At 63.3% G+C, this 14,704-nt stretch carries 11 protein-coding genes; 8 read left to right on the forward strand and 3 right to left on the reverse strand.

Annotated elements, in window-relative coordinates; genetic code table 11:
- Nucleotides 1–21: 21 nt before the first annotated feature.
- Nucleotides 22–3,015, reverse strand: a complete 2,994-nt coding sequence (locus SPBM01_RS15995) for a TonB-dependent receptor domain-containing protein (RefSeq protein WP_188062599.1) — start codon at nt 3,013–3,015, stop codon at nt 22–24.
- A gap of 326 nt (nt 3,016–3,341) precedes the next feature.
- Here SPBM01_RS15995 and SPBM01_RS16000 point away from each other — a divergent pair, with 326 nt between their 5' ends.
- Nucleotides 3,342–4,706: an MFS transporter gene (locus SPBM01_RS16000; RefSeq protein ID WP_262504215.1), complete on the forward strand. Its 1,365-nt coding sequence runs from the start codon at nt 3,342–3,344 to the stop codon at nt 4,704–4,706.
- Nucleotides 4,707–4,717: 11 nt separating this feature from the next.
- Nucleotides 4,718–6,193 carry an aldehyde dehydrogenase family protein gene (locus SPBM01_RS16005; RefSeq protein ID WP_188062600.1) on the forward strand — a complete coding sequence of 492 codons (1,476 nt, stop codon included), beginning with the start codon at nt 4,718–4,720 and terminating at the stop codon, nt 6,191–6,193.
- Between the two features lie 165 nt (nt 6,194–6,358).
- Here the strand turns inward: SPBM01_RS16005 and SPBM01_RS16010 are convergent, their stop codons facing one another.
- Nucleotides 6,359–6,550: a ferredoxin gene (locus SPBM01_RS16010; protein WP_188062601.1), complete on the reverse strand. Its 192-nt coding sequence runs from the start codon at nt 6,548–6,550 to the stop codon at nt 6,359–6,361.
- Nucleotides 6,547–7,791: a cytochrome P450 gene (locus SPBM01_RS16015; RefSeq protein WP_188062602.1), complete on the reverse strand. Its 1,245-nt coding sequence runs from the start codon at nt 7,789–7,791 to the stop codon at nt 6,547–6,549. Before SPBM01_RS16015 ends, SPBM01_RS16010 begins: the two co-directional genes overlap by 4 nt.
- A 256-nt stretch (nt 7,792–8,047) precedes the next feature.
- Between SPBM01_RS16015 and SPBM01_RS16020 the strand changes: the two genes are divergently transcribed.
- From SPBM01_RS16020 to SPBM01_RS16045, 6 genes are read left to right on the forward strand one after another with little or no spacing between them, the layout of a single operon-like run.
- Nucleotides 8,048–9,238, forward strand: coding sequence for an acyl-CoA dehydrogenase family protein (locus SPBM01_RS16020; protein ID WP_410483005.1), 1,191 nt, complete (start codon nt 8,048–8,050; stop codon nt 9,236–9,238).
- 47 nt (nt 9,239–9,285) lie between these two features.
- Nucleotides 9,286–10,425: an acyl-CoA dehydrogenase family protein gene (locus SPBM01_RS16025; RefSeq protein ID WP_188062603.1), complete on the forward strand. Its 1,140-nt coding sequence runs from the start codon at nt 9,286–9,288 to the stop codon at nt 10,423–10,425.
- 8 nt (nt 10,426–10,433) lie between these two features.
- Nucleotides 10,434–11,450 carry an NADP-dependent oxidoreductase gene (locus tag SPBM01_RS16030; RefSeq protein ID WP_188062604.1) on the forward strand — a complete coding sequence of 339 codons (1,017 nt, stop codon included), beginning with the start codon at nt 10,434–10,436 and terminating at the stop codon, nt 11,448–11,450.
- 18 nt (nt 11,451–11,468) lie between these two features.
- On the forward strand, nt 11,469–12,677 hold the full coding sequence (locus SPBM01_RS16035; RefSeq protein WP_188062605.1) for a CoA transferase: 1,209 nt from the start codon (nt 11,469–11,471) through the stop codon (nt 12,675–12,677).
- Nucleotides 12,674–13,498 (forward strand): MaoC family dehydratase N-terminal domain-containing protein, encoded by an 825-nt coding sequence (locus SPBM01_RS16040; protein ID WP_188062606.1) that lies wholly within the window; start codon nt 12,674–12,676, stop codon nt 13,496–13,498. The genes SPBM01_RS16035 and SPBM01_RS16040 overlap by 4 nt, the downstream gene beginning before the upstream one ends.
- A 26-nt stretch (nt 13,499–13,524) precedes the next feature.
- A complete protein-coding gene (locus SPBM01_RS16045) occupies nt 13,525–14,679 on the forward strand; it encodes an acyl-CoA dehydrogenase family protein (protein WP_188062607.1) in 1,155 nt (384 codons plus the stop codon).
- Nucleotides 14,680–14,704 lie beyond the last annotated feature (25 nt).

Here is a 14,704-nt window from a genome sequence, read left to right on the forward strand (position 1 = left end):
GGACGCCCCGCTCAAAAAGGATCAGAATTTGAAGCGCACGCCCGCCGTGAAGGCGCGACCGATAAAGTCATAGACCGCGATGTTGGTGGGCAGGTTCACGCCCGGCACCGTACCAGGGATGAGCGGTGGCTTCTTGTTGAACAGGTTGTTGACGTTCCCGAACAGCTCGAAATTGCCATTGCCGTTGGGAATGGTGAAGCGGGCCGCCAGATCGGTATACCACACCGCCTTGACGTTGGGATTGACGAACTGGATCGCCGTCGGGCCGCCGGGAATGTCCAGCCGCATTTTGTGGATATATTGTTCGGACAGGGTGATGCCGAACGGCCCGTTGCTATAATCCAGCGTGAAGTTGCCGCGCCAGCGCGGGAAACCCGCCGGGTTGCTGCCGACCACACTGACGCCGGTATAGTCAGCGATCGGTGCGCCGACATATTGCTGGGATTCGAACTTGTCGAGATAGTTGAGGTAGAGGCGCACGCCCAGCGCCCCGTTGCCGAGCGCTGTGCGATAGCTGGCGTCGATGTCCACGCCTGCCGTTTTCAGGAAGGCGATGTTGGCCGGCACGATGCTGACCAGCGATGGCAGGCTGGTGGGGGTCGTGCGGCTGATCAACGCACATTCCGCCACGCCCGAACCGCCCGCATTATAGCAGTTGGTGACGATCTGCTGCGCCGACAGGCTGTCGATCAGGTTCGACACCTTGATCCGGTAATAATCGACCGATAGCGACACGCCGCGCAGGAAGGACGGGGTCAGCACGCCGCCGATGGTCAGCGTCCTGGCTTTTTCCGGCTTCAAATTGGTGTTGCCCGCCGTGATCGTGTTCACATTCTGGTTCAGGCCGCTGCCATAGCTGCCATTGGCGGTGCGCAGGTCGTTGACGATGCCGATGCCGCTTTGCGCGCCTGCATATAGCTCGAACAGGTTGGGCGCGCGAATGTCACGCGACAGCGCGCCGCGCAGCAACAGGTCGTCCACCGGTTTCCAGGTGCCGCCCACTTTCCACGTCTTGACTGTGCCGGACGTCGAATAATCGGTAATGCGCGCCGCACCGCTGACGCTGAGTTCACGGAAGAAAGGCGTATCCTTGAGCAGCGGCACCGCCAGTTCGGCATAGGCTTCCTTGACGTTCAAGCTGCCCTGCGCTGTGCCGACATTGGTCAGCCAGTAGAAGAGCGATGTGGCAGGCACGCCGCGCAGGCCCGCAAAATAGGCGCTGCGTTCCGCCGCCGTGTCGAGCAGTGCAGGCGCGGCATTGCTGGTCAGGTCCAACGTCTGCTTGCGATATTCCGCACCGACCGCGAAATCGACTGGTCCGGCGGGCAGATCGAACAGGCTGCCGGACAGGTTGGCGGTAAAGGAGTCCTGTTTGACCGTCGCCTTGTACCGCGACGTGCCGGTGGCATAGGCATAGCCCGCAGGCGTGGAGCGCGAAGGATCCCCGTTCAGCACGTTGATTGGCGTGCAACCGGCATATTGGCTGGCGACCGTGGGGTCGAGCAGCACGCGACAGGTGATCTGGCCATTGGCCGGATTGACCACGGCGTCGGCGGCGGCATAAAGCTTGCGGTTATCATAAAGGCCCGAATTGGCCATGCTGTGCGTGCTGTCGCCATGCGAATAGCCGACCGACCAGTCCAGCCCGCTGATCTTGCCGCTCAGGCCCGCCGTCGCCATCCAGTAGTCGGTACGTTCGTCAGCAACGGGTGAGGGCTGGCCCGCATCATATTGACCCACGCTGATGAAGTCCGTGGCGGTGGGCAGCGACACGGCCAGTGCCGACGACAGATAGGGATTGCCCTTGTAGATATTGACCTGCTGTCCTGTGGGGACCAGCGCATTGACCTGCGTGCGATAGCGCATGTCGGCACGCGACCAGCCGCCCTGAACATAGGCATTGATGTCGTCGGTCAGGTCATAGCTCAGCCGTCCGAACGCCTGGTAGGTTTTGAACGGCGCGATCGCATGGCCGGTCGCCGGGATATTATAGCCATCGCCTCCCGCCGAGAAGCCGCCGGTGCCGGTCGCTCCGCCCTGCACGAACGGACGGGTCGATCCGTCATTGTTGATGACGCGGCCGACAAAGGGATTACCCGCCACGCTGGATCCGACGATGCGGCCGTTTGAGCTGGGCGCGACCGCGCTGGCGATACGGATGTCGGTGCCGATCGTATAGGGATTGAGCGCGCCGCCAGGGGAGCAGGCCGATGCCGGCGTGCCGGTCGGCACGGTGCAACCCACCACGCTACCGACATAGGTATAACCCTTGGTCGCGAAATCACGGTCGCTGCGCAACATGCCTTCATTGTTGGAAAATTCGCCGCTGATCAGCACATGGCCACGGCCCCCGGCAAAATCCTGTCCATAGGCCAGGCCAAGCCGCTGGTTGCCATTGTCACCTTCCTGCGAAATACCGGCTTGGGCGACGCCCTTCAGCCCGGTGAAATCCTTGTCCAGAATGAAGTTGACGACACCTGCGACAGCATCCGAACCATAGCCCGCCGATGCGCCACCTGTCACCACGTCGACCCGCTCCACCAGTAACTGGGGCAGGACGTTGGTATCGATCGTGCCGACATAGGAAGTAGGCGACACCCGCATACCGTCAAACAGGATCAGCGTGCGCAACGGCCCCTTGGGGTTGTTGCTGGGCGTGCCAAGGCTGCGCAGGTTCAGCACGTTACCGTGGATCGGCGCGTTGGAAAAATTGCTGGCCGACTTGCCTGGGCTAAGCGAATTGGAGAATTGCGGCAGCTTGTTGAGCGCGTCAGCAATCCCCGATGGGGTCGTCCTGGCCAGGTCCTGCGTCGTTGCAACCGTGACCGGCGTGGGCGCTGTATAGCCGTCGCGCACGATGCGCGATCCGGTAACGATGATATCAGGTGCGCTGGCGGCAGCGGCCTCCTGCGGTGCGGCAGCCGTAGCGGCATCTTGCGCCATTGCCTGACCGGCGATGACGATCATGCTGGCGCTCAGCGCCAATGTTGACACGAAAATCTGTTGCTTGGACATCGGTTCTTCCTCTCCCTGGATACGGCCGTGCCGGGCTTTGCGCCCGGCGTTTTGATTATTATCCCGGTGTGCATATTTACTGATAAGCCCATGGCGCTGCATGTCAACCAAATTTGCACCATGGGTAAATGTTTGGCCCTCCATAGTGACCTTGCGGCAACGCCGGGGGGAAACGGGCAAGCCGCCTTGTCCTCCTGCCCGATAAAAGATAGGATATTGACCCATGGTGCAGAAATATGCGTTATACAGGCGTCGCGCCGCTACGCCGGGCGACCCATAGAAACCGTGCCGATATGCAGGCCGGGCATGGCCGATAGTATAGGAGAATGGCTTTGCCGCCCGCAACCGACGACATGTCCGCCCCTCCGCTCCCGGCCGATGCCCCCAACAGCGATTCGGTTGGCGATTACCCGACCCCGCCCATGGCGTGGCTGACGGTCGCCATCCTGTTCCTGCTTTACATATTGTCGCTGACGGACCGGAACATCATGGCGTTGATGGTCGGGCCGATCAAACGCGATCTTGGTCTGTCCGACCTTCAGATCAGCCTGTTGCAGGGACCAGCCTTTGCCGTCCTGTTCTGCCTGTGCGCCATTCCGCTGGGCATGGCGCTGGACCGCTACAGCCGCCGGGTCGTCCTCTATCTCTCGGTGACGTTATGGAGCATCGCGGCGGCATCCTGCGGTCTTGCGGGCAGTTTCGCTGCGCTGGCCATGGCGCGGGCAGGCGTGGGTGCGGGCGAATCCGGTTTCGGCACTGGCAGCTACTCGATCGTCGGGGACAGTTTTCCGCCACATCGCGTCTCGCTCGCCATGTCGGTGTTCATCATGGGCGGCGTCATGGGCGCGGGCATCGTGTTCCTGCTGGGCGGGCCGATCGTCGCCGCCGCGATGAAGGCCGGCCCGGCCATCTGGCCCATCTTCGGCCTGCTCCAGCCCTGGCAACAAGTGTTCATCATGACCGGCGCACCGGGCATATTGCTCGCGCTGCTCGTGTTCGTCTTTCGCGAACCGCCCCGGCGCAAGTCGGCATCGGCCAGCGCAGGCTATGGCGAGGCATGGGCGTTCCTGCGCCTGCACAAGCCGCTTTATGTCGCGACGTTCGTGGGTTTCGGCCTGGCCTATGCCGTCACCATCGGGTTTCAGCTTTGGACGCCCACTTATCTCGCCCGCATCCATGGCTGGCAGCCGGGGCAGATCGGCCCGGTGATCGGCATCGCCCAGATCGCGGCGGCGGCGATGATTCCCGTCCATGGCTGGATCGTCGATCGCCTCTATCGGCGCGGGCGGCGCGACGCGCATCTTTTCTGGTGCATGATGACAGTCGCGGCGGCGGCACCTTTCGGTATCGCTGCCTTCCTCGTCACCAGCCCCTGGGCGACTGTCGCCTGCTACTGGTGTTTCATGGCGCTGATTCTCTCGACGTCCAGCATGGGACCGGCCACGGTTCAGGTCGTCACGCCACAACATATGCGCGGGCGCGTGTCTGCGCTCTATGTGCTGGTGTCGGGCCTGATCGCCATGGCGGGTGGCCCCGCCTTCATTGGCATCGTCACTACGCTGGTGATGGGGGATGAAATGAAGGTCGGCTATTCGCTGATCGCCAGCGTCATCTGCGTCGCCCTGCCCGCCGTCATTCTCTTTGCCTTGGGTCGCGCATCCATGCGCCGCGCCCAGGCCGCTCTTGCCTGAAGGACTTGTCCATGATCGAAGCCCGCCGCCCCGCCTTCCTCGACGGGAAGCCCAAACGGTTGCTGATCGACGGCCAGATGGTCGACGCCCTGTCGGGCGAAACCTTCCAGAGCATCAGCGCCTCCACCGGCGAACGGGTCGCCGACCTGGCATTGGCCAGCGCGCAGGATGTGGACCGAGCCGTGCGCGCCGCCCGTGCCGCTTTCGACGGACCATGGAGCCGCTTCAAGCCCGCAGAGCGGCAGGCGGTACTGCTGCGACTCGCCGAACTGGTCGATGCGGAATTTGAGGATCTGGCCCTGCTCGACTGTATCGAGATGGGCCGCCCGATCACCGCCGCGCGCGGCCTGCGCGCTATGGTGGAGCGATCGCTCCGTCATTTCGCAGGGGCCGCCACGTCAATCCATGGCGAAACATTGTCCAACAGCGCGCCGGTCGATCTCCTTTCCTTCACCCTGCGCGAACCGATCGGCGTGGTCGGTGCGATCATCCCGTGGAACGGTCCGCTGTTCAGCGCCGCGTGGAAAGTCGGCCCGGTTCTGGCCACCGGCTGCACCATCGTCCTGAAACCCGCCGAGGACGCCTCGCTCAGCCCGCTGCGCTTTGGCGAACTATGCCTGAAGGCAGGTGTGCCGCCGGGCGTCGTCAATGTCGTTACGGGCGCTGGCGCAACCGGCGCGGCGCTGGCCGACCATCCCGATGTCGACAAGATCGCCTTCACCGGATCGTGCGAAACTGGCCAGCGGATCATCGCCGCGTCGGCCGGGTCAGTGAAGCGCGTGACGATGGAACTGGGCGGCAAATCCCCCAACATCATCTTTGCCGACGCGGACCTGGACCTTGCCACCCCCGCCGCCGCGATGGGCGTGTTCAACAATTCGGGACAGGTGTGCGCGGCCGGCACCCGCCTGTTCGTCCAGCGTCCGGTCTATGAGGAAATGATCGCGCGCATTGCGGCCTTTACCGCCACGCTAAAAATCGGCCCCAGCCTGGACCCCGAAACGGTCATCGGCCCGCTCGTGTCGGCCAAACAATATGCCCGCGTGGCGTCCTATCTCGATCTTGGTCCGCAGGAAGGCGCGCGCCTCGTCACCGGCGGGCATCGCGTCACCGGCGGCGATCTGGACAAGGGCCATTGGGTCGCCCCTACCCTGTTTGCCGACGTGCGCGACGATATGCGTATCGCGCGGGAAGAGATTTTCGGTCCCGTCTCCTGCGTGCTACCCTTCGACGATCTGGACGAAGTGATCACGCGCGCCAACGCCACTCGCTTCGGGCTGGCCGGGGGCGTGTGGACCAGGGACATCGGCAAGGCGATGACGGCGGTAAAGCGCATCCGCGCCGGATCGATCTGGGTGAACCATTATTTCGCGATGGACCCGTCCGTTCCCTTCGGCGGCTACAAGATGAGCGGTTATGGGCGCGAGGGCGGTAGCGAACATATCGACGCCTATCTGCAAACCAAGGGCGTCTGGATAAGGACGTGAGAGTCTGTTTGAGAATGTGCTGAGGCCCATTCTGCTGCACCGGCCCTCTCTCCCCACCCGGCCTCTCAATCAGGATATTCTATGGGCGGCCGGGTTGTGACAGAGGGCCGGTGCAGTTCTTGAAAATGCGATCGTTTGCGCATTTTTCAAATAGCCCCTTTCCCCTCATTCCACGATTTCAAGCGCCCGCTCCGGGCAGGATTTCGCCCCGCGCCAGGCCAGCTTTTCGTTTGCTTCCGCCACCTCAATATCCCCGGCCATGATATAGCCTTCGTCGTCCAGTTCGAAAATCGCCGGGGCCATCGCCCAACAGCGGGCATGGCCCTGACATTTGTCGCGATGCACGATAATTTTCATGATGCTTCCCCCGTTGCGGACCAGTCGAGGATCAGATTTTCGATCCCGAATACATGGCCGCCATAAGTGACCGGCGCGGTCCCTTCCCTGATGCGGAAATCGGGAATTCGCCGCAGCCATTCCTCCAATGCCACGACGATTTCCCGCCGCGCCAGATGCGATCCCAGGCAACGATGCGGGCCATAGGCAAAAGCGGTGTGGCGATTATCCTCGCGGGCCAGGTCGATCCGTTCGGGATGGTCGAACTCGGCCGGATCGCGATTGGCGATCATCGTCGCGCAAGACACATAATCGCCCTTGCGGATCGGTGCGCCCTCAAAATCCACGTCCTTCGTCGCCACCCGGATCATCTGCACCGTGGGATAGGCGCGCAGCAATTCTTCCGCCGCCAGAACGATACGCGATGAATCGCCGCGCAATAGCTGCTGGTCATCGCCATGCCGCGCCAGATAGTTGAGGTCGAAACCGATCGCGGCGGCCACCGTGTCCAGCCCCGCGACGAACAGCAGCACGCCGGTCCCGCGTATCTGCGCATCGGTCAGCGGCCGATCATCGATCTTCGACTGCACCAGAAAGGACATGAAATCCTCGACCGGCTCCGCGCGGCGCTGCGCCGCCAGATTATCGATAAAGGCGATGATGGTGCGCGCTGCTGCCGGGCGTTTCACATTGTCGCCATGGAACAGATCGGTCGCCCAGGCGACGAACTCGTCCAGCCGGTCGTCAGGCAACCCCAGAAAGCGCAGGAAAATATTGACTGCAAAGGGGAAAGCGAAGTCTTTCATCACGTCGCAACTAGTGCCTGCCCTCGCGATCCGGTCAATCAGCACCACCGCCCTTTCGCGCACGGCACTTTCCAGCGCCATCACGCGCTTGGGCGACAGCAGGGGGTTGAGCAGCGAACGGAATTTGCCATGTTCGGGCGGATCCAGTTCTAGCGGGATCATTGGCCAGCTTTCGCCCAAGGCTGAGGCAAAGATGCTGCGATGGCTGGAGAAAGTCTCCGGGTCTTGCAGCACGCGGCGCTGGTCCTGCGCGCGGGTGATGACCCATGTGCCGCGTCCGTCGCGGGTATTGACCGGCGAATAGAAAATCGGCGGCCCGTCATGCACCACCGCGCTCGCCGCCTGCGGATCGCCATTGGGCGTGGGGGCCATGCCGGGCGAGGTAAACAGGCTGAAATCGCCCACCATATGGGGCGGAACATGGGGCGGAACCGGATGGGCGGCGAAGGTTTCCATGGGGGGCGCGCTCTCCTGTCTGCACGCTGCCGCCGCGAATCGCGGGCGCAACGGCATCCTCTTTTTAATTTTGCATCATGGTATAGAATATAGCTGCTCTATCGACTGTCAACCAACAGGCTTGCAGATCACAAAAACTATCCTCCTGTGCAAATTATATCTAGCCACCTGTGCAGAATTGGCCTAAGCAACGGACAGGGGAACAACCCCCTCCTACAGTGACGCCGGGATATGTCCGGGGTCACAGGGGCAAGGGATGAGGGCAATGGTGGAGAGCGCAGCAATCGAGGATCAGGACTTCCGGCTGGAAGCCCGTGCCTGGCTGGCGGCGCACTTTCCCCCTGCCCTTGCCAATGTCCCCGGCCTGCTGTTTCAGGGCAGCCGCGCCGCCGCCGATGCCAACCCCGACTATCAACTATGGCGTGCAGCAATGACCGGCAAGGGATGGGGCGTCCCCAATTGGGCATCGCGCTATGGTGGCGCCGGGCTGACAATGGCGCAGGGCAAGATCATTGGCGAGGAGCTGACCGCCATCGGCGGCTTCAACCCGATCCGCAGCTACGGCACGATGATGCTTGGCCCCACTTTGCTTGAATATGGCAATGAAGCGCAGAAGCTGGAGCATCTGCCTTTCATCGCCAGCCATGAACGGCGCTGGTGTCAGGGTTTTTCGGAACCGGGCGCGGGGTCCGACCTCGCCTCGCTTACCACCCGCTGCACCGACATGGGCGACCATTGGCTGGTCAGCGGGCAGAAAATCTGGACGTCCGGCGCGGACGAAGCCGACTGGTGCTTTGCATTGGTCCGCACCGATACCAGCCGCAAGCACGGCGGCATAAGCTTCCTGCTGATCGACATGGCATCCGAGGGAATCGAAGCGCGCCCGATCGTCCTCATCAGCGGCTCTACCCATTTCTGCGAAGTCTTCTTCAACGATGTGAAGGTGCCGAAGGGCAATCTGGTCGGCGAAGTCAATCAGGGCTGGACCATCGCCAAGCGCCTGCTCCAGTTCGAACGCAACAGCCTTTCGGAAGTGAAGGCCGACATCACGCCGCTCGCCCCGCTGGCGCATGATTATGTCGGCACCGATGCGCTGGGCCGCATCGACAGCCCGGACCTGCGCGCGCGGATGGTCCGTAACGCCATGCGCCACGAAGCCTATCTGGCGACGGTCCGCCGCATCGCGCAGGAAGCCAAAAATGGCGGTCCCAGCAATGGCGTGTCGACGCTCAAAAATCTGTGGTCGGGCATCATTCAGGAACGGTCCGAACTGCTGGTCGAAATGATGGGGGCGAACGGGTTGGGCTGGGCGGGGGAACCCTATAGCGACGCCGAACGGGAAGCGACCCATGCCTGGCTGCATAGCAAGGCCTTCTCCATTTATGGCGGCAGTTACGAAGTGCAGAATAATATCACTGCCAAGCATACGCTCGGCCTGCCGGGCTGAATGGGCATGGGCGGGGACAAGAAAAACAGGATGCGGGAGGGCGCGCCGTGGCGGTGCTGAACGAAGAACAGCAGATGCTCAAAGACATGGCGGCGGACTGGGCGCGCGAACGGATGCCCGTTACGGCGCTGCGTGCGCTCTACGACCATGGCGGCGGTGGCCGGGCCGAGGCGCTGGGCTATGACCCGGATGCCTGGGCCGAGATGGCGCAGATGGGCTGGACCGGCATCGTCGCGCCGCTGGAGCATGGTGGGTCGGATTTCGGCTGCATGGGGCTAGGACTGGTGCTGGAGCAACTGGGCCGCACGCTGGCGGCCTCACCGCTGCTCAGTTCCGCGCTGATCGCGGTGTCCGCGCTGCGCCTTGGCGGTAATGCCGCGCAACAGGCGCGCTGGCTGCCCGGCCTTGCCGACGGATCGGTCATCGGCACGCTGGCGGTGGAGGAAGGCCCGCATCATGCGCCCGAACGCACCGCATTGGTCGCCACGCCAGCGGGCGATGGCTGGACGTTGAACGGCATCAAACGTCCGGTGCAGGACGGCATGATCGCGCATCTGGCTATCGTCGTCGCGCGGGTGGAAGGGGGCGGCGGCGACCGTGACGGGCTGCGCCTCTTCCTCGTGCCGACCGATGCGCCGGGCCTGACCCGCGAACCGCTCGACCAGATCGACGCACGCCGTCCTGCGACATTCACCTTAACCAACGTCGCGGTCGGTGCCGATGCCCTGTTGGGTGGCGCCGACCTGCTCGACCAGTTGCTGGACCGCGCGGCCATCGGCATGGCCGCCGAAATGTTGGGAATTGCCGATCAAGCCTTTGATACTACGTTGGATTATCTGAAAACCCGCGTCCAGTTCGGCGCGATCATCGGCTCCTTTCAGGCGCTCCAGCATCGCGCTGCCGACCTGTTCGGCGAATTGCAGCTGGCCCGTTCCGCCGTCGAAGCCGCGCTGGTCGCCATCGACAATGACGATCCCGCCCTGCCCCGCCTTGCCTCGCTGGCCAAGGCGATCGTTGGGGAAACCGTCCACGTCATTTCGCAACAGATGGTCCAGCTTCATGGCGGCATCGGCATGACCCATGAACATGATGCCGGCCTCTACCTCAAGCGCGCCTGTGTCGCGGCGCAATGCTATGGCTCGACTGCCTGGCATCGCGAACGCTGGGCGCGGCTCAACAGATATTGAAACATAATATGGCCCAATCCCGTGAGATACAGCTGGTCCGCCGGCCGGTCGGCACCCCGGTCGAAAAAGACTTCACTACTGTCCATGTCGCTGTCGCCAAACCGGGCGCTGGCGAGGTGCAGGTGCGCAATCTGTGGATGGCGATCGACCCCGCAATGCGCGGCCGGATGACCGACGCCAAAAGCTATGTTCCCCCGTTCGCGCTGGACGCAGCGATGGAGGGACCGGCGATCGGCGAAGTGATCGCGTCCAACGATCCGGGCTTTGCGCCGGGCGATCTCGTCTTTTCGCGCCTTGGCTGGCGGGAGATTTTCAACGCCCCCGCCAGCGCCCTGCAACAACGGGACAAGGCGTCGCTGCCCGCGCAGGCCTGGCTCTGTTTCGCAGGAATGCCGGGGCTGACCGCCTATGCCGGGCTTGTCCGCATCGCCGGGCTGAAAGCGGGCGATGTCGTGTTCGTGTCCGCCGCGTCAGGCGCGGTCGGCTCCATCGCCTGCCAGATCGCTCGTAACATGGGGTGCAAGGTCATCGGATCAGCCGGTGGGCCGGACAAGACCGCCTTCCTGCGCGATATGCTGAAAGTGGATGCCGCAATCGACTACAAGGCTGAACCCAGCCTGACCAAGGCATTGGCGCACGCAGCGAAATCAATCGGTGCAACCGGCATCGACGTCTATTTCGACAATGTCGGCGGCGATCATTTGCAGGCTGCGCTGGCGCTCGCCAATAATTTCGCCCGCTTCGCCATTTGCGGGATGATCTCCCAATATAATGTGACCGATGCCCCCACCGTTCCGCGCAACCTGACCCTGCTGATGACCAAGCGCATCCGCATGGAAGGCTATATCGCGCTCGACCATATGGACCTGGAAGGGGAGATGGTCGCGCAAATGACGGCATGGAACGCAGCGGGACAGATGGCATCGGCGGAAACCGTCTATCATAGCATCGACAAGGCGCTGGACGCTTTCCATGGCCTGTTCACCGGCGCGAATATCGGCCGCACCATGGTCAAGCTGGCCTGAAACCCGGAGCGCGCCCCGATGTATGATTTGCTCAAAGGCCTGCGCGTCGTGGAAGGCGCAGCGTTCATTGCCGGGCCGTCCTGTGGCCTGCATCTGGCGCAGATGGGGGCGGAAGTCATCCGTTTCGACGCGATCGGCGGCGGGCCGGACTATCGCCGCTGGCCGATTACGCCGGGCGGCGACAGCCTCTATTGGGAGGGGCTGAACAAGGGCAAGAAGTCGATCGCCATCGACCTTGGCCGTCCCGAAGGCCGCGCTCTGGCCGTCGCCATCGCTACCGCACCGGGCGATGATGCCGGGCTGTTCCTGACCAACTATCCGGTCAGGGGCTTTCTGAGCCATGAGGCGCTGGCGGCACAACGGGCCGACATCATCACCCTGCGCGTCATGGGCTGGGCCGATGGATCGCCCGCCGTCGATTATACCATCAACGCTGCCGTGGGCGTACCGCAAATGACGGGACCGGCCGAGGATGATCGCCCGGTCAATCACGTCCTGCCCGCCTGGGATTTGTTGGGCGGCGCTTATGCCGCCTTTGCGCTTACGTCCGCACTGTTGCGGCGGCGGCAGAGCGGCCAGGGCGCGGAAATTCGTGTGCCTTTGTCAGACCTTGCCGCATCCACCCTGTCCCATCTGGGTTCCGTGGCCGAAGTGCTGGCAGGCGGCGACCGGCCCCGCATGGGCAATGACCTCTTCGGTGCCTTCGGCCGGGATTTTGTGACGGCGGACGGCAAGCGGCTGATCGTCGTCGCCATCACCCCGCGCCAGTGGACCGGCCTGCTGCGGACGCTCGATCTGGGCGATGCCGTCGCCGCGATCGAAGCAGAAGTCGGCGCGAACTTCGCCCGCGATGAAGGCGCACGCTTCATCCACCGCGCCCGGCTCTTTCCTCTGTTCGACGCCGCTTTTGCCACACGCACGACCGATGCGCTCAAGCCCGCCTTCGACGCGGGCGGCGTGACCTGGGGCGAATATCAGACGCTGCATCAGGCGGTGACGACCGACGCCCGCCTGTTCACGGCCAATCCTTTGTTCGAAACGCTGACCCATCCCAGCGGCCAGATCTATCCCACGTCCGGTCCCGCCGCGACGCTGGCGGGCGAAGCGCGCGGATCGGTGGCAACGGCCCCCCGTCTTGGCAGCCACACCGACGAGGTTCTAGCCAGCGTACTGGGTCTGGACAGCGGCGCCATCGGACGGCTGCATGACGAAGGGCTGGTGGCATGAGCATGATGCAAAACGACATCGCCCATTGGCGGACATGGATCGGCAAGAGCGAGAGTCGTACCGAATTGCTGGATCGCAACGCCCTCATCCGCTTCGCCGCCGCGATCGGCGAGCCTCTGGATGTAGAGCAGGCGGAGCCCTCGCTTGCCCATTTGGCCTTCTTCCTGCCCGTCGCCGCCGCAGACCAGATCGGCCCGGACGGGCACCCCAGACGCGGTGGCTTCCTGCCCCCGGTCAGCCTGCCCCGGCGCATGTTTGCAGCGTCCGACATGACGTTCGGCGCGCCGTTGCTGATCGACCGGGAAGCGAAGCGGGTATCGACCATCCGCGATCTCGTCCATAAATCTGGGCGCAGCGGCGAACTGGTCCTGCTGACGGTGGAACATAGCATTGTGCAGGCAGGGGTCGAACGGACGCGCGAGATTCAGACGATAGTCTATCGCGATGCCGGTGCGTCAACGCCTGCCATCGTCCCGGCAGCGTTCGATGCAACGCCCGACGACCAATGCTGGCACCCCGGCCCGGTCGATCTGTTCCGCTTTTCCGCCGTGACATTCAACAGCCACCGCATCCATTACGACCTGCCCTATGCCCGTGACCAGGAAGGCTATCCCGACCTCGTCATCCATGGTCCCTTCACCGCTGCCCGCCTGTTCGGCCATGCCCGGCGTAACGGACTGACCCCGACCCGTTTCGCCTTCCGTGCCGTCGCGCCGCTCTTTTGCGGGCAGGACGTGACGCTGCGGCAGGATGAACCCGGCAGCGTGCGCGCTATCCGCTGCGACGGGACCGACGCGATGCTGGCGCAGGTCGCTTACTGACATTCCGATCTGACAGGAGAAATTCCATGGACGCCGAAACGTTCGACATGTTCCGCACCACCGTCCAGCGCTTCGTCGCGGAAAAACTGATCCCGGCCGAGGATGCCGTCGAAGAAGCCGATGCGGTGCCGGAAAACATTATCCAGCAGATGCGCGACATGGGCCTGTTCGGCCTTTCGGTGCCGGAAGAATATGGTGGCATCGGCTGCACCATGGCGGAAGAAGCGGCGATCATCCGCGAGATTACCCGCGCTTCAGTGGTGTTCCGGTCCGTCATCGGCACCACGGTCGGCATCGGCAGTCAGGGCATCGTCATGGATGGGACCGAGGAGCAGAAACGGGAGTGGCTGCCCAAATTCGCGACCGGGGAAGCCATTGCCAGCTTTGGCCTGACCGAGCCGGAAGCCGGATCCGACGCGGGATCGCTACGCACCGTGGCGATCCGCGATGGCGACACCTACCGCATCACCGGCACCAAACGCTACATCACCAATGCCCCGCGCTCGAGCGTGTTCACGCTGATGGCGCGGACAGAGCCGGACGTGAAGGGCGCGGCGGGCATTTCCGCCTTCATCCTGCCCGCCGATACACCGGGCATCTCATTGGGCAAGCCGGACAAGAAGATGGGGCAGAAGGGCGCGGTCACGACCGACGTTATCCTGGACGATGTGGTGGTGCCTGCCAGCGCCATCATCGGCGGGGTGCCGGGGCGTGGTTTCAAGACCGCGATGAAGGTGCTGGATCGCGGGCGCATCCACATCGCCGCCGTCGCGCTGGGCATGTGCCAGCGGCTGATCGACATGAGCCTGCAATATGCGATGGAGCGCAAGCAGTTCGGCCAGCGCATTGCTGATTTCCAACTGGTGCAGGCGATGCTGGCCGACATGAAGGTCGATATGCTGACGACCGAGGCATTGATGCAGTCAGTCGCCGCCAAGTTCGACGCAGGACTGCCGGTCAGTTTGGAATGCGCCGCGCTCAAATTTCATGCTTCCGAAGCGGTGGGCCGCGTCGCTGACCGCGCGGTGCAGATCTATGGCGGCGCGGGTTATATGGCCGAATATAAGGTCGAGCGCTTCTATCGCGATGTTCGCCTGCTGCGCATCTACGAAGGCACCAGCCAGATTCAGCAGACCATCATCGCCAAGCAGATGATCCGGCAGGCGCAAGCCGCCGCCTGATCCTCCTTCCCGCTAAACAAGGACT

The organism is Sphingobium sp. KCTC 72723, from assembly GCF_014280435.1.
Lineage (GTDB): Bacteria > Pseudomonadota > Alphaproteobacteria > Sphingomonadales > Sphingomonadaceae > Sphingobium.